Consider the following 25458-nt stretch of genomic DNA (forward strand, 5'->3'; position numbering starts at 1 on the left):
TCCTCAGGCGAGACCGAGCGCCGTGACGGCGAGGTCGATGAGCTTGATGCCGATGAAGGGAACGATGATGCCGCCGAGGCCATAAATGACCAGATTGCGCGACAGGAGCGCGCCAGCGCCAATCGGACGGTATTTGACGCCCTTCAGCGACAACGGGATGAGCGCGATGATGATGAGTGCGTTGAAGATGATCGCCGACAAAATGGCGCTCTGCGGCGTTGAAAGCCCCATCACATTCAAGACGCCAAGCTGCGGATACAGCGCCAGGAACATTGCCGGGATGATGGCGAAATATTTGGCGATATCGTTGGCGATGGAGAAGGTCGTCAGCGCACCGCGGGTCATCAGCAACTGCTTGCCGATTTCGACGATCTCGATGAGCTTGGTCGGATCGCTGTCGAGATCGACCATGTTGCCGGCTTCGCGGGCTGCGACCGTCCCGGTGTTCATGGCGACGCCGACATCGGCCTGCGCCAGCGCCGGCGCGTCGTTGGTGCCGTCGCCGCACATGGCGACAAGCTTGCCCTTGGCCTGCTCCTCGCGGATAAGTTCCAGCTTGTTTTCCGGCGTTGCCTGGGCAAGGAAATCATCGACGCCTGCCTCCGCTGCGATGGCGGCGGCGGTCATCGGATTGTCACCAGTAATCATCACGGTGCGGATGCCCATGCGCCGAAGCTCGGCGAAACGCTCCCGAATACCGCCCTTGACGATATCCTTCAGTTGCACCACGCCGAGCAGCTTGCCATCGCGCACCACCGCAAGCGGTGTGCCGCCGGCCTTGGCGATGTCTTCCGCTATTGCGCGGATAGCCCGCGTGGCATCCGTTTCAGTTTTGAGGGCAAGCGCCGCATTGCCATGTTGCAGAGCGCCGCCATCGACATAGGCAAGAACCGCATCAACCGCGCCCTTGCGGATGGAGGCACCTTCAAAATCGACACCGCTCATGCGGGTCTGGGCGGTGAAGGGCACAAAAGTAGCGTGCAGCTTCTGCATATCCCGGGCACGGATTCCGTATTTTTCCTTGGCCAGAACCACGATGGAGCGGCCTTCCGGGGTTTCGTCGGCGAGCGAGGCGAGTTGGGCGGCATCGGCAAGTTCCTGCTCGGAGACGCCGGGAATGGGGCGGAGATCGGTCGCCTGCCGGTTGCCAAGCGTGATCGTGCCGGTCTTGTCGAGCAGAAGCGTATCCACGTCACCCGCCGCCTCGACGGCGCGGCCGGACATGGCGAGAACGTTGAAACGCACCAGACGGTCCATGCCGGCAATGCCGATGGCGGACAGAAGCGCGCCGATGGTGGTCGGGATAAGCGTGACGAACAGCGCCACCAGCACGATGATCGGGATGGAACCGCCGGCATAGGCCGCGAAACTTGGAATGGTCGCTGTGGCGAGAACGAAGATCAGCGTCATACCGGCCAGCAGGATGTTGAGCGCGATCTCATTCGGTGTCTTCTGGCGCTCGGCACCTTCGACCAGCGAAATCATCCGATCAAGGAAGGTGGAGCCGGCAGCGGCGGTGATGCGAACGCGGATCCAGTCCGACAGAACCTGCGTGCCGCCGGTAACCGCCGAGCGGTCGCCGCCGGATTCGCGGATGACGGGGGCGGATTCACCCGTGATCGCCGCCTCGTTGACGGAGGCGACACCCTCGATGACTTCACCGTCGGAGGGGATGATATCGCCTGCCTCGACAAGAACGACATCGTTCACCTTCAGGCTGTCGCCCGCAACCATTTTATACTGGCTGCGATCATCGCTGTTCAGAAGTTTCGCCTGGGTTTCCGTGCGGGTCTTGCGCAGCGAATCCGCCTGCGCCTTGCCGCGCCCTTCGGCGACGGCTTCCGCGAAATTGGCAAACAGCACGGTGAACCAGAGCCAGAGATTGATCTGGAAGGAAAAGGCGAGATTGGCGCCGCCGGTGATGAGATCGCGGATGAACAGCACCGTTGTCAGCACCGACACCGTCGCAACGACGAACATGACGGGATTGCGCGCAAGCGTGCGCGGATTGAGCTTTTTGAATGCGTCGGCAATGGCCGGCACGAGAATGCGAGAATCGAGTATGCTCGCTTGTTTGGACTGGCTCATGAAGAGGCTCCAGCGTTTGAAACAGGGCGACCGATGAGGTCGATCAGCCCGTGAGAACTTCGAGAGCGACAACGGCGGCGAACAGAGCCGCCATCATCGCAAGAATGAGATTGGAGGCGTACCAGCCGCCGGGCGTGGCGCTCCCTTCAACGGCAGCGCCTTTGCGGGCGGGAACGATGCGGTTACGTCCAGATACGTCGTCATTCATGGCATCACCTCAGAAGAGCTGGCCTGCCGCCATGACCAGGTGTTCGGCAACGGGGCCGAGCGCGAGTGCAGGCAGGAAGGTGAGACCGCCGACAATCAGGATCGTGCCGACAAGCAGGCCGACGAATAGCGGACCATCCGTCGGGAAGGTGCCTGCCGAGGCGGGAACGGTCTTCTTGGTGACCAGCGAGCCGGCGATGGCGAGTGCCGGGATGATGACCAGGAAACGCCCCATCAGCATGCCGAAACCCAGGGTGATATTGTACCAGGTGGTATTGCCGGTCAGACCGCCGAATGCCGAGCCGTTATTGGCCGCTGCCGAAGTGTAGGCATAGAGGATTTCGGAGAAACCATGCGGCCCGGCGGTTCCGATCGACGCCACCGCCGAGGGTAGAACCGTGGCCGTTGCCGTAAACGCCAGCATGGCAAGCGGCAGGCAGAGAATGGCCAGAACCGCCATCTTCATTTCCTTGGCTTCGATCTTCTTGCCGAGATATTCCGGCGTGCGGCCGACCATCAGCCCCGCAACGAAAATGGCGATGACGATGAACAGAAGAATGCCGTAGAAACCCGCGCCGACACCGCCCACGATCACTTCACCCAACTGCATGTTGATGAGCGGGACGAGACCGCCAAGCGCCGTGAAACTGCCGTGCATGGCATTGACCGCGCCACAGGATGCAGCCGTGGTAATCACCGCAAAGAGCGACGAGAGCGCCACGCCGAAGCGGACCTCCTTGCCCTCCATGTTGCCACCAGCGAGACCAAAGCCGTGCATCAGCGGGTTTCCAGCCGCTTCCGCCCAATAGGTGACGGCGACGCCGGCGATGAACAGCACACCCATGGCGGCGAGGATTGCCCAGCCCTGGCGCTGGTTGCCGACCATGCGACCGAAAACATTGGTGAAGGCCGCACCTATCGCGAAGATCGACACCATCTGGATCATGTTGGAAATGGCGTCCGGGTTTTCGAAGGGATGCGCGGAATTGGCATTGAAGAAACCGCCGCCATTGGTGCCGAGCATCTTGATCGCCAGCTGCGACGCCACGGGGCCGACGGCAATCGTCTGCTGCGCGCCCTCCAGCGTCTGCGCCGTGATATAGGGCCCAAGCGTCTGCGGCACGCCGAGCCACACATAAACGAGCGTCAGCACGATGCAGAGCGGTAGAAGCACGTAGAGGGTGGAGCGGACCATATCGACCCAGAAATTGCCGATGGCCTTGCCGGAGGCACGCGAGAAAGCGCGGATGAGGCCGATCGCGATCGCCATACCCGTCGCGGCCGAAACGAAATTCTGCACGGTGAGACCGGACATCTGGGTCAAATAGGACAGGGTACTTTCCCCACCGTAATTCTGCCAGTTGGTATTGGTGACGAAGCTGACCGCCGTATTGAAGGACAATTCTGGCCCGACGGCCGGCATCGCCTGCGGATTATAGGGCATCACGGCCTGAAAGCGCATCAGCGCATAAAGCAGGGCAAACCCGAAAAGGTTGAAGAGGAGCATGGAGAACGCATAGGTCGTCCAGTGCTGCTCCTCGCGCTCGCTGGTGCCGGCAAGGGCGTAGAGACCGCGCTCGACGGGTGCGAGAACCGGCGACAGCAGGGTGCGTTCGCCATTAAAGACACGCGCCATGTAGAAGCCGAGCGGCTTCACCAGCGCAAAAACGATCCCGCAGAAAAGCAGGACCTGAAACCATCCATTGAGGGTCATGGTATTGAACTTTCAATAAAGCACCGGGACCGAAAAGTGCCATACGGTTTTCGGATAATCCGAAGCTCAGACAGAAAGAGAGAGCGGCGGATCCGATTCCGTTTATCTCCGCTGTTCGAACCGCTGCTTCCTGATCAGAAGCGTTCGGGGCGAATGAGAGCGTAAGTGAGATAGGCGGCGACGAAGACGGTAACGGCACCGCTCAGGACATAATCGAATATCATCGCGGCCTCCGTCTAAAGCCGGTCGCAGGCGCGCGTATAGGCAAAGCAGAGGGCGAAGAACACCGTCGCTGCGCCAATCAGAATAACGTCCATCATCGATGAGACTCCTATTTCATCTGGGAGCCGGACAGGAAGAAAAGCGCCGTCATGTGGGACGCCGCTTTTCATTCTTTCTGGCTGAGAAGGGAACACCATCCCTTCCCGAACAGAAGAATGCACCCGAACCGCATAAAGGTTCGAGACGGCCACCGATGGAATAAAATAGGAATTCTATAGGAATTTCGATGCCCGCAGAGACGCGCACCGTTTCCACGTCTTAATCCGCTTCTTAATGAGAGAGCGGCTCGCCAAAGGCGGATACGATGGTTTCGGCCGAACTGTTACTGGCGAGCAGCGCCGCCAGCAGAATGCGGGCCTGCCCCGGCCGAAGTGTGGATGAATGCACGGCACCCACAGCGACGAGATCATGCCCGCCGCCGCCGCCGCCATAACTTGCAACCAGCAGGCCTTCCGGCACACGGCTGGAAACCACGACCGGAACGCGGCGCTCTGCGCAGCGCTTCACCGCTTCAGCGATGAGAGGGTTGGCATTGCCGGAACCGAGTGCAGCAAGCACGATACCTTTTGCACCCGCTGCAAGGCTGGCATCGATATGGGTCGCGTCACAACCGGGATGAATGGCGACGATATCAACCCTGATGTCCGTGACGGGAGCAGCAAGTTTCGGCGCTGCGGCCTGGACCTGCGGTCGCGCCGAACGGAAGGCGTCCGCCGCATCCGCACTCAGCTTGTAAAGCCCCCACGCCGGCAGACAGCGGCCACCGAAGGAAAGCAGCACACCCTTTTCAGCATTCCGCTGATCGAGCGCTGTTTCTATGGCCCGGGCCAGATTGGCCGGTCCGTCCGCTTGCCTGTGGTCCGCCGTAAATTGCGCGCCGGTGAAGACCACGGGCTTGGGAAGGGCGTGCTGCAGATGGACGAGCAGCGACGATTCTTCCATCGCATCGGTTCCATGCAGAACGACGATGCCCGCCACGGCGGGATCGCTGAGTTCGATGCCAACGGCATCGCTGATGCGCTGCATGTTAGCCAAGGTCAGGCTGGACGAATCCTTCGCCATCAGATCGACGGGCTTCAGCCGTGCATTGACCTGCGGAACCAGCGCCAGCAGATCCTCGCCGGAAAGGCTGGGGGTGCTGGCGCCATCGGCGCCCCGCCGGCTGGCAATGGTGCCACCGGTGGCGATGACCGCCACCAGCGGGGCTGTACCCTGCCCACTCAATGCGACACTCCCGATCCTGCCCGTTCAGCGGCCAGTCGATAGATACGGTCGCGCAGCAGATACCAGCCGATGACCAGAGCCGGTATGATGACGATCAGCGAGGCGATCGTCCACGAGCCGACGGGATAATCGAAGGCCATCAGCACCAGCACGCCGAACAGGAAGATGAGCGTGAGGATGCCGGTATAGGGCGCGCCGAACATGCGGAAATCCGGACGCACGATCTCGCCGCGCTGAGACAGCTGCCAGAGCTTCAGCTGGCAGAGCACGATGACGGCCCATGCGCAGATGATGCCGAGCGCCGAAAGGTTGAGCGCGATCTCGAAGGCGGAGGAGGGAACGACCGCGTTCAAGGCCACGCCGAGAACCGTGACAACAGCGGTGACCGCAATGCCGCCATAGGGCACACCGTTCTTGTTCATCTTCGCGAGCGCTGCCGGCGCCGAGCCGGAGACCGCCATGGAGTGGAGAATGCGACCAGTGGAATAAAGGCCGGCATTGAGCGAGGACAATACGGCGGTCAGAACCACGAGGTTCATGATCACGTCAGCGCCCTCTACACCGATGGAGCCGAAGAAGGTGACGAAGGGGCTCTCCCCCGCTTTGTAGGCGGTGTAGGGCAGAAGCAGCGTGAAAAGTAGCACGGAGCCGACGTAAAAGACGACGAGGCGCAGAACCACGGCGCGGATGGCGCGCGGCATGACCTTGCGCGGGTCTTCGGTTTCGCCGGCAGCCGTGCCGATCAGCTCGATCGAGGCATAAGCGAAAACAACACCCTGTATGATCACGAAGGCGGGAAGAATGCCGTTCGGGAAAAAGCCACCATTGTCCGTAATCAGGCTGAAGCCGGTGACATGGCCTTCAATGGGCGTGCCGAAAATAACGAAATAGACGCCAACGACGAGGAAAATGGCGAGAGCCAGAACCTTGATCAGGCTGAACCAGAACTCCAGTTCGCCGAAGACCTTCACCGACAGCATGTTCATCGCCAGCACGACCACGAGCGCGGTCATGGCGAATACCCACTGATCAATGCCTGCAAGCCACGGAACATATTGCTTGAAGAAATTCATGTAGAGCGCGACGGCGGTCACATCAGCCACCGAGGTCATGGCCCAGTTCAGCCAATACATCCAGCCGGCCGCAAAGGCCATTTTCTCGCCGTAGAATTCACGGGCGTAGGAGACGAAGGAACCGGAGCTCGGGCGATGCATGATCAGCTCGCCGAGCGCGCGCAGCACCAGAAACGCAAAAAAACCGCAGAGCGCATAAACGAAAACCAGCGCCGGGCCTGCCTGCGCGAGACGCCCACCGGCACCCAGAAAGAGCCCCGTGCCGATGGCGCCACCGATGGCGATCATCTGGATTTGGCGCGGCTTCAGGGCTTTATGGTAACCGAGATCCTCTTCGACGAAGACCTCACGTTCGGCGGGTGCCGTTTTTCCAGAATGCATGGATTTATCCTCCCGATAAAACGCTTGTAATCGGCAATAAGCCGGAAATCAAAGTGGAACTGGCGTCGTCCCCAAGGCTGGAAATATGGCCAGCGAATGCATGCACGCTGTAAAGCTGCATGACAGATTTTCGCCCTCATAATGGCAGATAATGCCGTTCGTCAAGGGTATTCGATATGATTGACCTTCTCCTCCACCACGATTAAGGTCGAAAAATCTGTAAGACAGCTTTACAGATATTACAACACTTAAAAGCCAGTGGAGGAAAAAGTGAGTGTGACGCGCAGGGAGCATGATTTGCTCGGGACGAAGGAAATTCCGGCTGATGTCTATTGGGGCGTGCACACCGCGCGCGCCGTGGAAAACTTCAAGATCACCGGGGTAACCATTGGCCATAACCCTTATCTCGTCAGGGGACTGGCCTATGTGAAGGAGGCAGCCGCACGCGCAAATCACGAACTCGGCCTGCTCGACAAGGAGCGCATGGAAGCGATCGCGGAAGCCTGCCGCGAAATCCGCGCCGGCGCGCTGCACGAGCAATTCGTGGTCGACGAGATCCAGGGGGGAGCCGGCACTTCCACTAACATGAACGCCAACGAGGTCATTTCCAACCGTGCGCTGGAACTGCTCGGCCACGAAAAAGGCGATTATTCCCGTCTTCACCCGAATGACCATGTCAATCTCAGCCAGTCCACCAACGACGCCTATCCAACGGCGATCAATGTCGGGCTGATCGAGGCGATCGACGATCTGGCGGTCTCCATGGGCGTGCTGAAAGACGCTTTCGACCGCAAGGCGCAGGAATTTGCCGGCTTCATCAAGATCGGTCGCACCCAGCTGCAGGATGCCGTGCCGATGACGCTCGGCCAGGAATTCCGCACTTTCGTGGTGATGCTCGGCGAAGATCAGGCTCGCCTGATCGAATCCGCCGCACTGCTGCACGAAATCAATCTCGGCGCCACCGCCATCGGCACCGGTCTCAATGCGCCGCGCGGTTATGCCGAGCTTGCCTGCCAGCATCTGGCTAAGCTGACCGGACGGCCACTGGTGACGGCAGCAGACCTGATCGAAGCCACACAGGATCCCGGTGCCTTCGTGCACCTTTCCGGCGTGCTGAAGCGCGTTGCCGTCAAGCTGTCCAAGACCTGCAACGACCTTCGCCTGCTCTCCTCCGGTCCGCGCGCCGGCATCGGCGAGATCACCCTGCCCTCCGTTCAGGCGGGTTCCAGCATCATGCCTGGCAAGATCAACCCGGTCATTCCCGAAGTGGTCAACCAGGTCGCCTATGCGGTGATCGGCAACGACATCACCATCACCATGGCGGCCGAAGCCGGGCAGCTGCAATTGAACGCCTTTGAACCCATCATCGTGCGGGCATTGTCGCAGAGCATCAGCCAGCTCAGCGCCGCCTGCCGCACATTGGCGGAACGCTGCGTTGAGGGCATCGTCGCAAACCCCGGCATCATGGCGCAGCGCGTGGAAGAATCGATCGGTCTCGCCACCGCGCTCAATCCGCTGATCGGTTATTACGCCGCGACGGAAGTGGCGAAGGAAGCGCTTGCCAGCGGCCGCACCGTGCCGCAGGTCGTTCTGGAACGGGGTTATCTGACGGAAACGCAATTGCAGCAGGCGCTCAGCCCGCGTCATCTTGCCAACCTGCCCGCGGTTACCGTTACGGCTGGCGAAGCCGATCTTCGCCGATGATCGTCGTCACCACCTGCTTCACCTGGCCGAGGTGAAGCTCCATCGCCTCACGCGCCTCGGGTGCTGAATTCCGCCGGATCGCCTCGACGATCCGGCGGTGCTCGAAATTCGAGGCGACACGGCGGCCCGCCATCAGATTGACCATCTCGGACTGCTGGGAAAGCGCTTCGCGGGCATCGGCCACCACCTTGGCGAATAGTCCATTGGCCGAAGCTTCCGCGATGGCGCAGTGAAATTGCCCGTCGAGCAACACCCAGGGATGCGGCCTCTCTTCAGCGTCCATCCGGTCGCAGAGGTCCAGCAGGGCGGCCAGTTGCGCATCCGTGCGCCTCACTGCCGCCCAGCCGGCGGCCGGCACTTCGATGAATGGCCGGGCCTCGATCAGATCGCGGGCGGAATAGGCGCCATAATTCAATTCGGACGGCGGTGTCGGCGTCATCACATAGGTGCCGCTGCCGGTGCGGGTCTGTGTCAGTCCCAGGGTCTGAAGCGAGCGCAGCGCTTCGCGGATGATCGGCCGGCTGACACCATATCGCACCGCCAGATTGGACTCGGCAGGCAGCCGGGTACCGACCGCAAGCTGACCCGAGGTGATGGCGGAACGGATATCATCGAACACCGCTTCCGCGGCATTCTTGCGATTGATCGGCTGTGCCTCCGTTAGCCAATCCGACAACCCGCCCATCTTCAAACCCTCCGGCACCCCAATGTGATCCGCAATATCAGCGACATACGGATTCGATATGCAAGATCACGCGGCTGTCTGAAAACGAAAGGACGGCCGCCGCTCTCGCAGCTAAGCCGACCTTCCTAACATTATCCTGCCCATGGGAACAACGACGGCGGATATTTTTATGGGAGTGAGGACGTGATGCCCTCACACCGTTTCGGATATCAGGCCGTGACGTCGTGTCCTTCCGGCTTGTCATCCTCACGCGGAATACGGAACCATGCGACATAGAGCGCCGGCAGGAAAAGCAGCGTCAGTGCCGTGCCCACCACGATACCGCCCATCATGGCATAAGCCATCGGCCCCCAGAAAATCTCCCGGGAGATGGGAATAAGGGCAAGTGTGGCTGCCGCTGCCGTCAGCATGATCGGCCGCATGCGGTGCTCGGTCGCTTCGATGACGGCACGCCAGGCCGAAACGCCTTCACTTCTCAGATGCTCGATCTGCACCACGAGAATAACCGAGTTGCGGATCAGGATGCCGATCAGCGCAAGCACGCCGAGAATGGCGACGAACCCCATCGGAGCATTGGAGAAGAGTAGCGCCACCACCACGCCGATCAGGGCCGTTGGCGCCACGGCGAAGACCAGGAACAACCGGCTGAAACTTTGCAGCTGAACCATGAGGATCGTTGCCATTGCAAACAGCATCAAGGGCACCACCGCAACGATCGGCGCTTGCGAATCCGCGCTGGATTCGACCGAGCCACCCGTCTCCAGCTTGTAACCCACGGGCAGCATCTTCTCGAAAGCCTCGAGTTTCGGCTTCAGCTGTTCCACAATCGTCGCAGGCTGGGTCGGGCCAATAATGGCAGCCTTGACGGTAACCGTCGGGATCCGGTCGCGACGCCAGATGGTTGGCTGTTCAAGTTCATAGCGGAAATTGGCAATGGCCGAGAGCGGTACGGCCTTGCCGTTCGTCGCCGGCAATTGCAGGTTCTGCAGGGTCTCGATGGAACCGCGCTCCGCCAGCTGCGCCCGCGCCACCACATTGACGAGATAGATGTCATCCCGAACCTGGGTAACGGTGGAACCCTCGACGATGCTGTTCATGGCATTGGCGATATCTTCCGAGGAAACACCGAGCTGGCGGGCCTTGTCCTGGAGAACATCGACCTTGACCACACGCGTCGGCTCATTCCAGTCCATGACCAGATTGGACAGCAGCCGGTGTTCGCCGACAATGCCCGACAATTGCTGCCCGAGCTCGCGGACTTTCTGGATGTCGGGGCCGCTCAGGCGATATTGCACCGGTTTGCCGACCGGTGGGCCGATATCGAGCAATTTCACGAAGGCGTCGGTACCGATGAATGTCCGGTCCAGGTAATCCTGCAACTCGGCACGCACCTTGTCACGCACATCCAGCCCCTTGGTGACGATGACCGTCTGGCCGAAGGTCACATCAGGCGTCTGCACGTCGAAGGACAGGATGAAACGCGGCGCGCCTTCACCGACATAGGTCGTCCAGTGATCGATATCCGTATTTTTCGCCAGCATTTCCTGTTCGAACTGTGCCATCTGCCGATTTGTTTCGGCAATCGAGCTGTTCTGCGGCAGGTTCCAGTCGACGATAAGCTCCACGCGGTCGGATGACGGGAAGAACTGCTGCTGCACCAGGCTCATGCCGCCGATGGACAGGGCAAACAACGCGACCGTGGCGACAATCGTCACCCAGCGCCAGCGCAGCGCCCGGCCGAGAAGCCAGGAAAAGCCCGAGGCAAATCGCCCCTTCTTTTCATGATGAGACTTCATCGTCTTCGGCAGGATCGTCACCCCGAGCAATGGCGTGAACAATACTGCGACGATCCACGACACGATCAGCGAAACGGCGATCACCACAAAAAGCGTGAAGGTGAATTCGCCGGCCGCACTGTTGTTGAGGCCAACGGGAATGAAGCCGGCGACGGTGACCAGCGTGCCGGTCAGCATCGGAAAGGCGGTGGAGGTATAGACATAGGTCGCTGCTTTCCTGAGATCGTCCCCCACCTCGAGCCGTGCCACCATCATCTCCACCGCAATCATCGCATCGTCGACGAGAAGTCCGAGCGCGATGATGAGCGCACCCAGCGAGATGCGTTGCAGCGAAATGCCTGTGTATTCCATGTAGACAAAGGTAATCGCCAGCACGAGCGGGATCGAGACGGCAACCACCATGCCGGCCCTGAGACCAAGGCTGATGAAGCTGATGACGAGAACGATGGCGATGGCCTCGAAAAGGGCGGAGGTAAAGCCCGAGACAGCTTCATCGACGACGGCCGGCTGGTCGGATACCCGGTGCACATCGACGCCGACAGGCAAATCTGCCACGACGCGTTTCATCTGCGCATCCAGCGCCTCGCCGAAATGCAGGAGGTTCGCGCCGGTTTTCATGCCGATTGCAAGACCGATGGCCGGCTGGCCATTAAAGCGGAACAGCGAGGAAGGCGGATCGACATAACCGCGCCGGATCGTCGCCACTTCCGTCAGCGGGAAGAAGCGGTTGTTGACGCGCAGATTGATGGACCGCAGGCTGTCTTCCGAGGTGAACTGGCCGCTGACGCGCAGGGCCACGCGCTCCGGCCCGGCATTAACGAAACCGGATTGCGTGACGGCGTTCTGCGATTGCAGCGTCTTGATGATCGACTGCTGATCGATGCCGAGCGCCGCGATCTGGCGGGTGGAAAATTCCAGATATATTGCCTCATCCTGCGCCCCGATGACATCGACCTTGCCGATATCGTCAACGGTCAGCACCTTCGCCCGGGCATCTTCCACGAGATCGCGCAATTGCCGCTGGCTGAGACCGTCGCTGGTGAAGGCATATATATTGCCATAGACATCACCGAAGCGGTCGTTGAAGAAGGGGCCGACGACACCAGAGGGAAACTCTCCCTTGATATCGCCGATCATGTTGCGCACCCGCACCCAGGTGGGTTCGACGTTGCGCGCCTTGGTTTCCGGCACCAGTTCAACGAAGATCGTGGTGCGGCCGGCCACCGTCTGGCTGCGCAGATGATCGAGATTGTCGAGTTCCTCGAGCTTCTTCTCGATCCTGTCGGTCACCTGGCGGGCCACCTCCTCGGCGGAAGCGCCCGGCCATTGCGCGCTGATCACCATAGTCTTGATTGTGAAATTCGGATCTTCCTCGCGGCCGAGGTTGAGATAGGAGAAAACGCCGGCGAGAACGAAGACCAGCATGAAGTACCAGACGAGCGAACGGTGTTCGAGCGCCCAGTCGGAAAGATTAAATTTCTTCACTGACGGACCTCCTGATCGATCCTGATGGCTTGTCCATCCTTAAGCTTGTGCACCCCGGCGCTGGCAACGCGCTCGCCGGGCTTGATGCCGCCGGTAATACGCACGCTGCCGCCCTCGGCGGGCTCGCCGTCTATCGTGACCGGACGGTAGGTCACCGTTGCCGTATCGGCATTAACGATCCAGACGCCCCAGCCACTATCGGTTTTCAACAGTGCCGACGCCGGAAGCGTGATCTGCGGTTCGGAGGCGGCAAGCGCCAGAGCCGTGACAACGGAGCCGAGCCGGAATGCCTGCGGCGCATCCTGCAGGCTGATCTTCGTGCGGCGTGTGCGCGTTGCCGTTTCGGCTTCCGGAGCGATCTCGCGCACCACACCGGTCATGTGGATCTTTGGATCGAGTTGCAGGGCAATCTCGAAGGTCGAGCCGATTTCCAGCCGCTGCGCCGCAAATTGCGGAACATCCACCACCACGTCGCGCACTTCCGGTCGGGCAATGGTCACCACCGTCTGGCCGGCGGAAACGACCTGACCGATTTCGCCCGACGTGGCGGTCACCACACCGTCAAACTCCGCACGCAGCTGCGCATAACCCAGCTGCTCCTCGGCCTTGTCAAGATTGGCGCGGGCCTTGGCGACGGCGGCATTGGCCGTGCGCATGGCCTGTTCCGCCTCTTCCAGTGCCGCTTCCGTGCCGCTGCGGGCTTCGGCCAGCACACGCTGGCGCTGTTCCGTCGTCACCGCATTGGCGAGCTGTGCCTCAGCATTGGAAAGATCGGACTGCGCGCTTTTCACCGACAGTTCCAGCGCCAGCGGATCGATCGAGGCCACCACGTCGCCTTTCTTGACCAGATCGGCCACATCGACATTGCGGGCAATGATGCGGCCGAGAACGCGAAAACCAAGATCGGTCTTAATGCGCGATTCCACCGTGCCCGTCAGCCGTAATGCATCGGCCAACTTTTCTTCCACGACAACGGAAAGCACCGGGCGTGGTGCTTCAGCCGCCGCCTCCTGCTTTTCCTGGCAGGACGAGAGCGCGATTGCCGGAATGAGCAAAAACAAGCTTCTGTTTATCCTGAACATTATTGTGCCTGCCCCTTTTCATAGGCGACCTTTTCACCGGCGCGGAGAAATTTGGTCCCGACGGTGACGACGAGATCACCCGGATTGAGCCCTTCCGTGACGACGAATTGACCGGTCTCGTAATCGGCGACCTGAACCGGGCGCATGGCGACTTCCGACGATCGCGGATCGACCAGCCAGACAGCGGGGGCGCCATCCTGCGAGGCCATAGCCGACCACGGAAGCTCGATCGCATCGATCTGCCTGAAGCGGAAATGGCCGGAGACGGGCGCGCCGAGCGGCATGGTCATGTCGCCGTTCAGACCGACCTTGACCCGTATCGTTCCATTATCCGGATCGATCGTCGGCGAAATCTCGCGCACGGGCGCCGCAACGATTTGAGCAGGATCCGACAGGAGGCTGACATTGACGAGATTGTCGATATCGCGCTCGAGGAAGAGGGATTCGTAGACATCGAAGACCGCATCGCGCGGCCCGTCATGCGCCAGCGTGAAGACAAGCTGGGCGGCCTGCGCGACCTGGCCAACCTCGACATTGCGCGCCGTGATAACACCATCCGCATCGGCCCTGAGCTCGGTATAGGACAGCGCATCCCGCGCCGTATCGAGTTGGGCCTGCGCCGATCGCACCGCCCCTTGCGTGGTAAGCAGAGTTTCCTGAGCCTTGTCGACTGCGGAGCGCGAAGTCACCTGCGTCTTGAACAGGTTCTGCTGGCGGTCGAACGTCAGCTGCGCCTGCGTCTGCTGCGCTTCCGCCGATTGCAGGTTTGCCAAGGCGACATCAATGTCGGCCTTCTGCTCTTCGGGATCGATACGGGCGAGCAATTGTCCGGTTTTCACCCGCGCACCCACATCCACCAGCCGTTCGATGATCTTGCCGCTGACCCGGAACGACAGATCCGTCTGGACCCTTGCGCGCACTTCACCGGTGATGACGCTACCACGATCGACGGGCTTTTTCTCAGCCGCCACCACATCGACTGTGCGCAGCGGCTTTTCGGCAGGCGGTTCTTCACTACTGCAGGATGCCAGGGCGAAAATGCCGCCAAGCGCCGCCGCGATAAGGATGGTTTTCATAGTGACCTCTTGATCTTCGCCTCATCCTATAATATTTGACTAACCGAATAGTCAATGAAATTTTCATGCCGCTGATCGGGGATTTGTCCGGGGTATCGGGCCAACTCCCCCAAGTGATCATTCCCTGTTCGTCCGGCACATCCCTGCGGGCGCATCGGCAATGTTCCGGCATATTGAAGCATGCGTGCGCCTTCACAAAAATCCGTTCCGGTTTTTGCGCCGGTGCTATAGGCAACCAACACTCATTGCCGCCACTGGCGACGGACAGACAGGCACGTGCCAAAAATAAAGGAGGTTCCGGGGCCATGGCGAAAGCAAAACTGACACGCGCTGAACAGAAGATACAACGTCCGCTACAAATTCTCGACGCTGCATTCGAGGAATTCACCAAAAGAGGTTTCACGGCGACGCGGGTGGAGGACATTGCCGAACGGGTGGGAGTTACGAAGGGCACGGTCTACGTCTATTTCGAGACCAAGGAGGCGCTGTTCGAGGCGATGGTCAGACATGCCTCGGTGCCGTTTCAGGAGGCCTTCAAGGCCTATACGCATAAATCCGACGACCCCGTCGAGGAGCTTCGCTCGCTGCTAGAATTCCTGTTCGACGCCTTGGTCGACAACCGAAAAATGCGCGAACTGTTCCGCCTGATCGTCGCGGAAGGCGCAAAATTTCCTGAACTCATCGACCAGCACCACGACACGTTGATGGTCCCGGTTTTCGCGCGCATCGATGCGATCCTGAATGAGGGCGTGGCGAAGAAAAGATTCAGGGCCAACCCCCCGGAACTCGCCAAGGTGGTGATGTCGCCCATGGTCGGAACATTGGTGTTCCGGCTGATCTTCGACGACAGGCGCAGCCTGGACAAGCGCGCCGTCCTGACGATCCATCTGGAGCTGATCATGCGCGGTCTACTGGCCTGATCGCCACAACCGGTCATCGCATCCCAGTATCGGAGCTATTCCTGGCTTTCGAGCCGGTATCGCGAACCAGGATACAGCAACCGAACCGACGTCACTGCGCGGCTCGACGACCAGGTTCGACGGCGCACGAGAAGGCAAGGCTCATTTCGGCTGATGGCCATCAATTTGCATTCCCAGGGCTGGGGTGATGCTGCCTCGATGAATTGCTCCGTCCGGGAAATGGGTGCCGCCGCCGTCAGATAGGCATTGGGCGTGAGCGTCGTGAAATCCTGCATCAGATAATCCGGTGCGATCTCGGCATTCACGAAACGATCCTCCAATTGGATTGGCACGTCGTCCTCGTGGTGGACGATGATGGAATGAAAGACCTTCGTTCCTACACCAATCTCCAGCGCCGTTGCGAGATCGGGGCCGCAAACTTCCGTCTGGGCAAGTATCAGGCTCGGCCGATGCGTCGACCCGCGCTCCTTGATCTCGTCAGCGATGTTGCGCACACCCATCAAGCCGGCGCTTCGTTTTTTCGGAGCGACGAAGGATCCACGCCCCTGAACACGAACGATCACCCCCTCGGTTGCCAGCTCCCGCAACGCTCGGTTTGCAGTCATACGGCTGACACCCAGCATGTCGACCATCTCGTTTTCCGAAGGTATCCTGTGGTTCGTCAACCACTGTCCGCTGGCGATCTTTTCCTTGATCTGTTCTTTAACGCGCTCGTACAGCGGCAGGGAGGAGCGATCACCCGAAACAGGAAATTCGCTTTCGATGACGGGCAGCATTGAAACTCCTAAAAATCGGGCGACTGCACAAAACGCAGCCAGAATCTGCACGAGCACAAAATTATCACATCCTATCTTGCTTGTCTTATGCAAATGTGTGAAGTTACATATACAACTTGAGGGAAAAATAATGGCGAGCGAAGACTCGATCTCTAGCAGCCGCAAGTCAACCGCTGACGATCGGGGCGATAGCCCCGCGCCTGCCCAGCGCCGTGGCAGGAGCTTTCCTGACAAAGCCGGCAAGGTGCAAGAGGGCGAGCAGAGTCAACGCGCGCGCGAAGATCATTCTCTCCAAAGTCGGCCCACCGTATGCGCCGGAGATGCGACGTTTCCAGAATACCTGACCACCTCGAATACCGCTAAGTTGTATAGTGAACTTTCAACAAGCCGCTTCAATGCAAGCAGCGGATTACACCTTGATTCGATGACGAGCGGCCTCCGCGACAATCGTCTGATCGGAGCGCCCTGCTAAACCTCAAAACGCATGCCAGCAATTTGCCAATCATCAAACCAAAAGGGGAATGCAATGCTGAATTCAAAACTGAAAATCGCGCTGGCCACGACCGCGCTTGTTATGGGAGCATATGCCGGCGCCGCCAGGGCGGAAGGCTATTGCAGCGCCGGAAAAACCATCACCTTCGCCGGCATCGACTGGGAAAGCGGCTCCTTCATAACCGAGGTCATGAAGGAGATCCTGTCCAAGGGGTATGATTGCAAGGTCGATTCCATTCCCGGCAATTCCGTGACGCTTGAACAGGCGACCGCCAATAACGACGTGCAGATTTTCGCCGAAGAATGGATCGGCCGCTCCGATGTCTGGAACAAGGCCGCCGAAGCCGGTCAGGTGAAGTCGGTCGGCAAGACCTTCGTTGGTGCGGCCGAAGGCTGGTTCGTGCCGGAATATCTGGTCAAGGGCGACCCCGCCAAAGGTATTGCAGCGAAGGCCCCGGATCTGAAGAGTGTCGACCAGCTTTCCGATCCGAAGATCGTCGAATTGTTTAGGGATCCGGAAGAGCCGACCAAGGGCCGCTTCCTCAACTGCCCGTCGGGCTGGACCTGTGAAGGGGTCAACACTGCCAAGCTTCAGGCCTACAAGCTCGACGGCAATTATGTGAACTTCCGCCCCGGCACCGGCACGGCGCTCGATGCCGCAATCGCCGCCGGCTACCTCCAGGGCGAGCCGATGCTGTTCTATTACTGGAGCCCGACGGCGATCATGGGCAAATACAAGCTCATCCAGTTGCAGGAGCCCGCCTATAGCGAATCCTGCTGGAAGGAGCTGACAAGCGCGGATGGAAAACGCGATGCCGGCTGCGCCTTCCCCTCCGTCGAGGTGGCCTATGGCGTGAACAGCACCTTTGCGAAGGACGCGCCGGAAATCATCGCCATCCTTGAAAAGGCGACCTTCCCGCTGGCGGAAATCAACGCCAGCCTCGCCTATATGACGGACAAGCAGGTCGATGCGACGGCCGCCGCCAAGACCTTCCTGCAGACCAAGGCCGATATCTGGGGTGGCTGGGTTTCGGCCGACGCCAAGGCGCGTATCGAAGCTGCCGTTAAGTAATGTTGGCAGGCGCGCCGGGCTTCCGGCGCGCATTTTCCCGTCAGGACAGGGGCCAGTTCCGGGAACAGGGACCGGCATGCGCGAGGACTACACCGATGTTTCCTGAAGTTTTCCATATTTCCATCCGCGGCCCGATCAATGAAATCGTGCGCTCGCTGGTGGTGAACTACGGCTATGTTTTCAAGGCGATCTCGCAGACGATCCTGCAGGCGATCCTCTTCGTGGAATGGGCTCTGCGCGGACTGCCGTGGTGGGCCATTTTTCTGGTCTTTCTGGTGCTCGCCTGGTTCGCCGCGAAAAAGATTTCGCTGGTCATCATGGTCGCCGTCATGCTGTTCATCGTCGGCGCGCTCGGTCTCTGGGACCTGACGATGCAGACACTGGCGCTGATGCTGATTGCCAGCCTCATCTCCATCGTCATCGGCGTGCCCATCGGCATCCTGCTTGCGAAAAGCGAATGGGCGCGGCGCATCACCCTGCCGATCCTCGATGTCATGCAGACCATGCCGAGCTTCGTCTATCTCATCCCCGCTATCATGCTGTTCGGCCTCGGCAAGGTCCCGGCCGTGCTGGCCACCATCGTTTATGCCGCGCCGCCACTGATCCGCCTCACCGATCTTGGTATTCGGCAGGTGGACCGGGAAGTGGTGGAGGCCGCGACCGCCTTTGGCGGTAGCCCGAGACAGATCCTTTTCGGTGTCGAATTGCCGCTTGCCACACCGACCATCATGGCCGGTCTCAACCAGACGATCATGATGGCGCTCTCCATGGTCGTCGTCGCCTCGATGATCGGCGCGCGCGGTCTCGGTGAGCAGGTGCTGAACGGTATCCAGACGCTCGATGTCGGCAAGGGCCTCGAAGCAGGTCTCGGCATCGTTATTCTCGCAATCGTGCTCGATCGCATCACGCAGGGTTTTGGCCAATCCAGCCGGAAGGAAATGGGCAATGACTGATATCCATATCCGCAACGTGTCCAAGATATTCGGCGGCAACTGGAAAGCTGCGCTGAGCATGGCCCAGCAGGGCGCAGAGAAAAGTGCAATCCTGGCAAAGACGGGATGCAGTGTCGGCCTCGACAATGTCAGCCTCGACATCGAAGCCGGCCGCATTTTTGTGATCATGGGTCTGTCCGGCTCGGGCAAGTCGACGCTGGTCCGTCACATCAACCGCTTGATCGAACCGACAAGCGGCGAGATTCTCGTCGGCGGAGACAATGTTCTCGCCCTCAAGGCGAAGGAGCTGCGGGATTTCCGCAACCGTCGCGTCAGCATGGTGTTCCAGAATTTCGGCCTGATGCCGCACCGCACCGTGTTGCAGAACGTCGTTTATGGCCAGCGCGTGCGCGGATTGACCAAGGCGGATGCGCGGCCTATCGGCATGAAATGGATCGAGACCGTCGGCCTTTCCGGCTATGAGGACAAGTTTCCGCACCAGCTTTCCGGCGGTATGAAACAGCGTGTCGGTCTCGCCCGGGCGCTCGCGGCCGACACCGATGTCATCCTGATGGATGAGGCCTTTTCGGCGCTCGACCCGTTGATCCGCGCCGACATGCAGGACCAGCTGCTGCAGCTTGAGAAGAACCTGCACAAGACCATCGTGTTCATTACCCACGATCTCGACGAGGCGCTTCGCATCGGCGCGCAGATCGCGATCCTGAAGGATGGCAAGCTGGTACAGGTCGGAACTCCGGATCAGATTCTCAACAGCCCCGCAAACGACTATGTCGCCCGTTTCGTCGAACGCCGCGCGGGTGCGGCGGGAGAGAGCCGGCATGGCTGATACGGTCACCATCGATCGCCCCCTCACCTGGCAGCAGATCGCCGCGGTCGCAAAGGGGGCGACGCTTTACCTGTCGGATGATGCCTGGCAACGCATTGCCCGGGCGCGCGCCATTGTCGATGCGCTCGTCGAAAAGCGTGTGCGTGGTTATGGCATCAATACCGGTGTGGGTGCGCTTTGCGATGTGATCGTGGATATTCCCCAGCAGCAGGCCCTCTCCCGCAATATCCTGCTCAGCCACTCCTGCGGCGTCGGCGAACCGCTGGGGCTCGAAGAAACACGCGCGATCATGGCCGCCCAGATCAACAACTTCGCGCATGGTTATTCCGGCGTGCAGGTGGAGACGGTGAAAACGCTGCTCGCGCTTCTGAATAGCGATATTCTTCCCGTCATTCCCTCGAAGGGTTCGGTGGGTTATCTCACCCATGCCGCGGCCATCGGCCTTGTGCTGATCGGCGAAGGCCGGGTCCGCCATCAGGGCGAATTGATCAGCGGCCGGCAGGGGCTCGAAGCACTCGGCCTTGAACCCATCGTTTTGCGAGCGAAAGAAGGCCTAAGCCTCGTCAATGGCACACCCTGCGCCACCGGCCTGGCCAGCCTTGCGCTTGCCCGCACGAGCCGCCTGCTTGACTGGGCCGATGCGGCGGCAGCCATGAGCTATGAAAACCTTGGCGCACAGGCAGATCCCTTCGCCGCCGGGCCGCTGGCGCTGCGCGTCTCGCCCGGTATCCAGACCGTTGGCGAAAACCTGCGTCGCCTTTTAGCGGCAAGCCCGCTTCTCACCCGGTCGGCCGGGTCGCGCACGCAGGACCCGCTCAGCCTGCGCGCCGTGCCGCAGGTGCATGGCGCCGTGCGCGACAGCGCGGCGCAGAGTGCTGATGTCGTGAACCGCGAGCTCGCAAGCGTCACCGACAACCCGGTCGTCGTCGGGACACCGCAGGCACCCGAGGTTCATTCCCAGGCCCATGCCGTCGGTGCGGCACTTGGGCTCACCATGGATGGGCTGGCAACGGCGGCCGCCGAACTCGCCGCGATTTCCGAGCGGCGCATCGACCGGCTCGTTAATCCGCTTGTCAGCAGATTGCCCGCTTTTCTCGCGGATGGTGACGGCGTCTGCTCCGGTTTCATGATCATCCAGTATACGGCGGCAGCGCTTGTCGCGGAAAACCGCCGCCTCGCCGCTCCCGCCAGCCTCGCTGGCGGCATCACCTCCGCATTGCAGGAGGATATACTGACGCACGCCACCGCCGCTGCCGACAAGACGCTGTCGATTATCGGCAATCTGGAAACCATTCTGGCGATCGAGATCATGTGTGCGGCACAGGCTTACGACATGCAGCCCGATGAGAGCGGCCGCGCGCGCGGCACCGATGTGCTCTACCACCGCGTCCGGACGACGACGCCGTTTTACCGCGACGACCGCCCGCTCAACGATATGGTGGCAGCAGTGCAGGAAATGCTGCAAAGAGCGGATGCGATTGAAAGCCTTCCCTGAAGGCGACCATCGCATCCTCGATCTTTCGCTGAATACTCTACCGGCACACCCCTAATTCTTCTTGAGGCTTCCCGACAACGGACGTGCCATGGAGTGTTACGGCCGCTTTGCAAAGCAGTCTTCACACCGTGAAAAAACATCTGATGTCCCTGACGAAAAATGTGCGCTGCACAAATTTCGGAGGAATAGGCATGAAATTCGGATTTTTAGATACATATCATCCAGAGAAATTCGTCTAAAACTCTCCCAACTCAAGGAGAGACACCATGACGGACACAACATCACAGTTCGATGGGGCAGAGATCGCGCTGGAGGCCGCCGAGGAACCGGCATGGACCGCAGCGACATGGTTCGCGGTCCTTTCGATGGCGGCCACCAGCTTTGCACTCGTATCGGCCGAGTTCCTGCCGGCGGGCCTTCTGACGCCCATGGCGCGCGATCTTGGAATTACCGAGGGAACGGCGGGGCAGGTCGTCACGGCCACGGCCTCGGTAGGCGCCGTGACGGCGCTGTTCAGCAACGTTCTCATCGGCAAATTGAACCGCAAGACCGTGCTTGTCGGTCTTAGCGCGCTGGCAATCGGCTCCAATATCCTTGCATCATTCGCGACCGATTTCTGGCTGTTGCTGGTCGGTCGGGCAGGACTTGGGATCGCGCTGAGCGGTTTCTGGGCGCTCTCGGTTGCGGTTGTGGCGCGGCTCGTCGGGGCGAACGCAACCGGTCGCGGCATGGCCATCGTCACCCTCGGCGTCTCGCTCGCCACGATAGCGGCGCCTTCCATGGGGGCGTTGATCAGCGACTGGCTGGGATGGCGTGTCGCCATGTCGATGACGGCGGGACTTGCCGCAATTGCCATGCTGCTGCAGATCTTGAGCCTGCCGACGCTGCCGGCAAGCACAAGCAACAGTCTTGCCGATGTTTTCCGGCTGACGCGGCGGCCGAGCGTTCAGCTTGGGATGCTTGCCATCCTGCTGCTGATGACAGGCCATTTCGCCGGCTCCGTCTATGTCCGTCCGTTCCTCGAACAGGTCACACATCTCGATACCACGCCGATCGCACTCGCCCTACTCGGGTTCGGCGTGGCCTCGGTGCTGGGCAATGTCGCCGGTGGCCGGATGGCCGACAACAGCATTCGTCTGGCACTCGCGGTCACTGCCGCTCTGATGGGATTTGCCACGCTCTTCCTGGTTTTCTGGGGCGCGCATACCAGTGCCGCTTTTGCGCTCGTCGCACTCTGGGGTTTTGCCTTCGGCATGGCGCCGGTGGTCCTGCCGACGAACCTGTCTCGCGGCGCGCCGGATGCACTTGAAGCGGCAGGCAGCCTGATGGTGGTGTCTTTTCAGGTAGCCATCAGTATTGGTGCAGTTTTCGGTGGTTACATCGTTGACTATTATGGCGCCACCGCCCCACTGTCCCTGACCGCAGTTCTGGCTGCAGCAACGCTTGCCCTTGTACTGGTGCAGCCGCGCCGCTGATCTCCCGGCGGTGATCGCCAATGCATGAACGGTGTAGAACGCCTGCCGTGATGGCGCGAGAATTCAGGATATTCTCGCGCCATCACGGCAGGCGAACGACATTCTATCGCCCAGCCGCTACTTTTTTCTCCCGCAAGGATGTCGAGGTGAGACTGGCGGCTTGAGATGGTGTCCAGCAGAGGGTATCAGGTGCTCCGATCCTCGCCGGACCTTCGGCAAGCAACAAGGTATATCCTGACATGACCCCCGACTTCCTCGTCACCCATTCCGGCGGCTTTCACGCCGACGAACTGCTGTCCAGCGTCGTGTTGACACGGCTTTTTCCGCAGGCCCGGCTCGTCCGCAGCAGAGCCCCCGAATGGATAACGCCTGATGCAGACCGCATCATCTACGACGTGGGCGGCGCTTATGACGCCGAAAAATGCATTTTCGATCACCATCAGCGTGGTGCGCCGCTGCGCGAGGACGGTCAGCCCTATAGTTCGTTCGGCCTGATCTGGAAGCATTTCGGACGCGACTACCTTGCCACATCAGGCATTCCTGAAGATCATGTCGAAACTCTGCACGCGTCTTTCGATGCAGGATTTGTATTGCCGGTGGATCTGGTCGATAACGGCGCCCTCAGCCCCTCCATTGCCGGACCACTTGCCACGCTCACGCTGCCCGTCCTGCTGGAGACTTTAAAGCCTGTCTTCGATGACACCGATCCCGAAGCGGACGATCGCGGTTTTATAGCCGCGCTGGCAGTCGCGCGCAGCTTCGTCGAGGCGAAACTGGCCACAGGCGCTGCCAAATTGCGCGCCGAAGCACTGGTGCAGAAGGCGATCGCCGATACTGGCGAAGGGCATATCCTTGAGCTGCCGATGGGCATGCCATTTCGGTCCGCCATCGTAAAAGCCGGCGCCGACCACCTGCTCTTTGTCGTCCATCCCCGGGACAACGACTGGTGCCTTACCGGCATCCGCCGCGCGGATGAAGGTTTTGAACTGCGAGCCGACCTGCCAGCGGCCTGGGCCGGCCTGACGGGCAAAGAGTTGGAAGCGGTTTGTGGCGTCGAAGGCGCGAGCTTCTGCCACAATGGCCGCTTTATCGCCGCAGCCAAAACCCGCGAGGCGATTTTGACCATGGCGGAACTGGCAGTGAAAGAGGCTCTCGCCTCCGCGCAAACAACAGCGGCGAAGCAATAACATTGTGCACAGGCTAAACGGTTGCCGTCCGGTTCTTTTCAGGCGGATGGCGACCGTTTCACACCCTTATGGCAGGCGCGCTCAGGGCCGCGGTCAGGACATGTCCAAAGCAAGGGTCAGATCGGCGATAAGATCATCGGGATGTTCGATGCCGATCGACAGGCGAATCGTGGAATCCAGTACACCAATGCGCTGGCGGACATCGGCGGGAACGCCTGAATGCGTCATCGTTGCGGGGTGAGACGCGAGGGATTCCGTACCGCCGAGGCTCACGGCAAGTTTGAATATGGTCAGCGCATTGAGGAATTTGAAAGACGCCGGCTGCCCGCCAACAATGTCGAACGAGAAGGTCGATCCCGCACCGGAGCATTGAGCGGCAAACACCTTGCCGACTGCAGATGCCGGATCGCTGAACGGCAAATAATGAATTTTCTCGACCTTCGGATGCGCTTTCAGGAATTCCGCAACGATTTTCGCGTTGCTGTTTGCCCGCTCCATTCGGATTTGCAGCGTCTCGAGCGAACGTCCGAGCATCCAGCAGGAGTGCGGATCGAGCTGCGTGCCGATCGCTCCGCGCAGGGCCTTCACCTGCTTCATGACATCCTTCCGCCCGAGCGCCGCCCCGGCGATGAGGTCGGAATGCCCGCCGACGTATTTCGTGAGCGAATAGAGCGAAATATCGGCGCCGTGCTCGATGGGCTGCTGGAAAACTGGGCCGAGAAGGGTGTTGTCGCAGGCGATGATCGGTCTGTGGCCTTGTTTTTCGCCGATCACGTCAGCGACACGCCTCATCATCGCAACATCGACAATGCTATTTGTCGGGTTGGCCGGCGTTTCGATCAGAATGACCGACACCCTGCCCTTCGCCATCGCGGTCTCTGCGGCGGCCATCACCGATGCCTCGCTGACACCGTCGGCAAAACCCACCGCCGAGACGCCAAAATTATGGAAGGTCTTTGCCAGCAGCGTCTCAGTGCCACCATACAGCGGCTGGGAATGGAGCACGGTGTCGCCGGGCCGGACGAAGGCGAAAAGCGTCGTGGAAATGGCGGACATGCCGGACGAGAAAAGCGCACAACTCTCCGTACGTTCGTAAACGGCAAGGCGATCCTCGACAATCTCGCTGTTGGGGTGGTTAAAACGGGAGTAAACGAGACCCGCACCCTTGCCCGCCGGCGGCTCCTTGCGGCCGGAAACGTAGTCGAAGAAGTCACGCCCATCCTCTGCCGATTTGAAGACGAAGGTCGACGTCAGGAATACCGGGGGCTTGACGGCACCCTCCGACAATTCCGGATCATACCCGTAATTGAGCATCTGGGTTTCAGGATGGAGGGCGTGGTTGCCGATATGGGTTTTGGACGGATGCGGCGCGGTCATTTCCGATGATCCCTCAGCTGGCGTTGAACTGGTTGCAGGTTACACGCGATGGAACCAAAATATCTTGCATTCTGGAGCGTGGAAATGT

Annotated in this window: 21 protein-coding genes; 9 read left to right on the forward strand and 12 right to left on the reverse strand. The window is 60.3% G+C overall.

Annotation, left to right across the window (positions count from 1 at the left end; translation table 11 throughout):
- Positions 1–3: 3 nt before the first annotated feature.
- From kdpB to ATU_RS17650, 6 genes are all read right to left on the reverse strand, one after another.
- Entirely contained in the window at positions 4–2088 is a 2085-nt protein-coding gene (gene kdpB, locus ATU_RS17630) for a potassium-transporting ATPase subunit KdpB (protein WP_010973322.1), read from the reverse strand.
- Positions 2089–2131: 43 nt separating this feature from the next.
- Positions 2132–2296 (reverse strand): hypothetical protein, encoded by a 165-nt coding sequence (locus ATU_RS26585; RefSeq protein WP_162854815.1) that lies wholly within the window; start codon positions 2294–2296, stop codon positions 2132–2134.
- Positions 2297–2305: 9 nt separating this feature from the next.
- A complete protein-coding gene (gene kdpA, locus ATU_RS17635; protein ID WP_010973323.1) occupies positions 2306–4009 on the reverse strand; it encodes a potassium-transporting ATPase subunit KdpA in 1704 nt (567 codons plus the stop codon).
- 134 nt (positions 4010–4143) lie between these two features.
- Positions 4144–4233: a K(+)-transporting ATPase subunit F gene (gene kdpF / locus ATU_RS17640; protein WP_006313429.1), complete on the reverse strand. Its 90-nt coding sequence runs from the start codon at positions 4231–4233 to the stop codon at positions 4144–4146.
- A gap of 328 nt (positions 4234–4561) precedes the next feature.
- Positions 4562–5515 (reverse strand): asparaginase, encoded by a 954-nt coding sequence (locus ATU_RS17645; RefSeq protein ID WP_010973324.1) that lies wholly within the window; start codon positions 5513–5515, stop codon positions 4562–4564.
- Positions 5512–6969 carry an amino acid permease gene (locus tag ATU_RS17650; protein WP_006313426.1) on the reverse strand — a complete coding sequence of 486 codons (1458 nt, stop codon included), beginning with the start codon at positions 6967–6969 and terminating at the stop codon, positions 5512–5514. The genes ATU_RS17645 and ATU_RS17650 overlap by 4 nt, the downstream gene beginning before the upstream one ends.
- A 270-nt stretch (positions 6970–7239) precedes the next feature.
- Here ATU_RS17650 and ATU_RS17655 point away from each other — a divergent pair, with 270 nt between their 5' ends.
- A complete protein-coding gene (locus ATU_RS17655; protein WP_169539109.1) occupies positions 7240–8673 on the forward strand; it encodes an aspartate ammonia-lyase in 1434 nt (477 codons plus the stop codon).
- Here the strand turns inward: ATU_RS17655 and ATU_RS17660 are convergent.
- The 4 genes from ATU_RS17660 to ATU_RS17675 form a co-directional block, all read right to left on the reverse strand.
- Positions 8642–9358, reverse strand: coding sequence for a FadR/GntR family transcriptional regulator (locus ATU_RS17660; protein WP_006313424.1), 717 nt, complete (start codon positions 9356–9358; stop codon positions 8642–8644). The two genes, ATU_RS17655 and ATU_RS17660, sit on opposite strands and share 32 nt — an antisense overlap.
- A gap of 209 nt (positions 9359–9567) precedes the next feature.
- A complete protein-coding gene (locus ATU_RS17665; protein WP_010973326.1) occupies positions 9568–12639 on the reverse strand; it encodes an efflux RND transporter permease subunit in 3072 nt (1023 codons plus the stop codon).
- Positions 12636–13721: an efflux RND transporter periplasmic adaptor subunit gene (locus tag ATU_RS17670; protein WP_010973327.1), complete on the reverse strand. Its 1086-nt coding sequence runs from the start codon at positions 13719–13721 to the stop codon at positions 12636–12638. Before ATU_RS17670 ends, ATU_RS17665 begins: the two co-directional genes overlap by 4 nt.
- Entirely contained in the window at positions 13721–14797 is a 1077-nt protein-coding gene (locus ATU_RS17675) for an efflux RND transporter periplasmic adaptor subunit (protein WP_010973328.1), read from the reverse strand. Before ATU_RS17675 ends, ATU_RS17670 begins: the two co-directional genes overlap by 1 nt.
- A gap of 305 nt (positions 14798–15102) precedes the next feature.
- Between ATU_RS17675 and ATU_RS17680 the strand changes: the two genes are divergently transcribed.
- Entirely contained in the window at positions 15103–15717 is a 615-nt protein-coding gene (locus ATU_RS17680) for a TetR/AcrR family transcriptional regulator (RefSeq protein WP_006313420.1), read from the forward strand.
- A gap of 35 nt (positions 15718–15752) precedes the next feature.
- On the opposite strand, the gene hutC is transcribed toward ATU_RS17680, so the two are convergent.
- Entirely contained in the window at positions 15753–16493 is a 741-nt protein-coding gene (gene hutC / locus ATU_RS17685) for a histidine utilization repressor (protein WP_006313419.1), read from the reverse strand.
- A 130-nt stretch (positions 16494–16623) separates the two neighbouring features.
- On the opposite strand from hutC, the gene ATU_RS17690 reads away from it, so the two are divergent.
- From ATU_RS17690 to ATU_RS17720, 7 genes are all read left to right on the forward strand, one after another.
- Entirely contained in the window at positions 16624–16965 is a 342-nt protein-coding gene (locus tag ATU_RS17690; protein ID WP_080728818.1) for a hypothetical protein, read from the forward strand.
- A 54-nt stretch (positions 16966–17019) separates the two neighbouring features.
- Positions 17020–18057 carry an ABC transporter substrate-binding protein gene (locus ATU_RS17695; protein ID WP_010973330.1) on the forward strand — a complete coding sequence of 346 codons (1038 nt, stop codon included), beginning with the start codon at positions 17020–17022 and terminating at the stop codon, positions 18055–18057.
- Positions 18058–18152: 95 nt separating this feature from the next.
- The gene (locus ATU_RS17700; protein ID WP_010973331.1) at positions 18153–19010 is read left to right on the forward strand and encodes an ABC transporter permease; all 858 of its coding nucleotides are present in this window, start codon (positions 18153–18155) and stop codon (positions 19008–19010) included.
- The gene (locus tag ATU_RS17705; RefSeq protein ID WP_006313415.1) at positions 19003–19836 is read left to right on the forward strand and encodes a quaternary amine ABC transporter ATP-binding protein; all 834 of its coding nucleotides are present in this window, start codon (positions 19003–19005) and stop codon (positions 19834–19836) included. The genes ATU_RS17700 and ATU_RS17705 overlap by 8 nt, the downstream gene beginning before the upstream one ends.
- Complete coding sequence (locus tag ATU_RS17710) at positions 19829–21331, forward strand: HAL/PAL/TAL family ammonia-lyase (RefSeq protein ID WP_010973332.1); 1503 nt, start codon at positions 19829–19831, stop codon at positions 21329–21331. The genes ATU_RS17705 and ATU_RS17710 overlap by 8 nt, the downstream gene beginning before the upstream one ends.
- 266 nt (positions 21332–21597) lie before the next feature.
- Positions 21598–22806 (forward strand): MFS transporter, encoded by a 1209-nt coding sequence (locus ATU_RS17715; RefSeq protein WP_010973333.1) that lies wholly within the window; start codon positions 21598–21600, stop codon positions 22804–22806.
- Between the two features lie 239 nt (positions 22807–23045).
- Positions 23046–23993: an MYG1 family protein gene (locus ATU_RS17720; protein WP_010973334.1), complete on the forward strand. Its 948-nt coding sequence runs from the start codon at positions 23046–23048 to the stop codon at positions 23991–23993.
- 93 nt (positions 23994–24086) lie between these two features.
- Here ATU_RS17720 and ATU_RS17725 read toward each other — a convergent pair whose 3' ends face one another.
- On the reverse strand, positions 24087–25370 hold the full coding sequence (locus ATU_RS17725) for a cystathionine gamma-synthase family protein (protein ID WP_006313410.1): 1284 nt from the start codon (positions 25368–25370) through the stop codon (positions 24087–24089).
- Positions 25371–25458 lie beyond the last annotated feature (88 nt).

The organism is Agrobacterium fabrum str. C58, from assembly GCF_000092025.1.
In the GTDB taxonomy this organism is placed as follows: Bacteria; Pseudomonadota; Alphaproteobacteria; order Rhizobiales; family Rhizobiaceae; genus Agrobacterium; species Agrobacterium fabrum.

What these genes read in the sequence shown, in the direction of transcription:
- kdpB (WP_010973322.1), bottom strand. Translation starts at nt 2,088, where the DNA reads ATGAGCCAGTCCAAACAAGCGAGCATACTCGATTCTCGCATTCTCGTG.
- ATU_RS26585 (WP_162854815.1), bottom strand. Translation starts at nt 2,296, where the DNA reads ATGAATGACGACGTATCTGGACGTAACCGCATCGTTCCCGCCCGCAAA.
- kdpA (WP_010973323.1), bottom strand. Translation starts at nt 4,009, where the DNA reads ATGACCCTCAATGGATGGTTTCAGGTCCTGCTTTTCTGCGGGATCGTT.
- kdpF (WP_006313429.1), bottom strand. Translation starts at nt 4,233, where the DNA reads ATGATATTCGATTATGTCCTGAGCGGTGCCGTTACCGTCTTCGTCGCC.
- ATU_RS17650 (WP_006313426.1), bottom strand. Translation starts at nt 6,969, where the DNA reads ATGCATTCTGGAAAAACGGCACCCGCCGAACGTGAGGTCTTCGTCGAA.
- ATU_RS17660 (WP_006313424.1), bottom strand. Translation starts at nt 9,358, where the DNA reads ATGGGCGGGTTGTCGGATTGGCTAACGGAGGCACAGCCGATCAATCGC.
- ATU_RS17670 (WP_010973327.1), bottom strand. Translation starts at nt 13,721, where the DNA reads ATGTTCAGGATAAACAGAAGCTTGTTTTTGCTCATTCCGGCAATCGCG.
- ATU_RS17675 (WP_010973328.1), bottom strand. Translation starts at nt 14,797, where the DNA reads ATGAAAACCATCCTTATCGCGGCGGCGCTTGGCGGCATTTTCGCCCTG.
- ATU_RS17680 (WP_006313420.1), top strand. Translation starts at nt 15,103, where the DNA reads ATGGCGAAAGCAAAACTGACACGCGCTGAACAGAAGATACAACGTCCG.
- hutC (WP_006313419.1), bottom strand. Translation starts at nt 16,493, where the DNA reads ATGCTGCCCGTCATCGAAAGCGAATTTCCTGTTTCGGGTGATCGCTCC.
- ATU_RS17690 (WP_080728818.1), top strand. Translation starts at nt 16,624, where the DNA reads ATGGCGAGCGAAGACTCGATCTCTAGCAGCCGCAAGTCAACCGCTGAC.
- ATU_RS17695 (WP_010973330.1), top strand. Translation starts at nt 17,020, where the DNA reads ATGCTGAATTCAAAACTGAAAATCGCGCTGGCCACGACCGCGCTTGTT.
- ATU_RS17700 (WP_010973331.1), top strand. Translation starts at nt 18,153, where the DNA reads ATGTTTCCTGAAGTTTTCCATATTTCCATCCGCGGCCCGATCAATGAA.
- ATU_RS17705 (WP_006313415.1), top strand. Translation starts at nt 19,003, where the DNA reads ATGACTGATATCCATATCCGCAACGTGTCCAAGATATTCGGCGGCAAC.
- ATU_RS17710 (WP_010973332.1), top strand. Translation starts at nt 19,829, where the DNA reads ATGGCTGATACGGTCACCATCGATCGCCCCCTCACCTGGCAGCAGATC.
- ATU_RS17715 (WP_010973333.1), top strand. Translation starts at nt 21,598, where the DNA reads ATGACGGACACAACATCACAGTTCGATGGGGCAGAGATCGCGCTGGAG.
- ATU_RS17720 (WP_010973334.1), top strand. Translation starts at nt 23,046, where the DNA reads ATGACCCCCGACTTCCTCGTCACCCATTCCGGCGGCTTTCACGCCGAC.
- ATU_RS17725 (WP_006313410.1), bottom strand. Translation starts at nt 25,370, where the DNA reads ATGACCGCGCCGCATCCGTCCAAAACCCATATCGGCAACCACGCCCTC.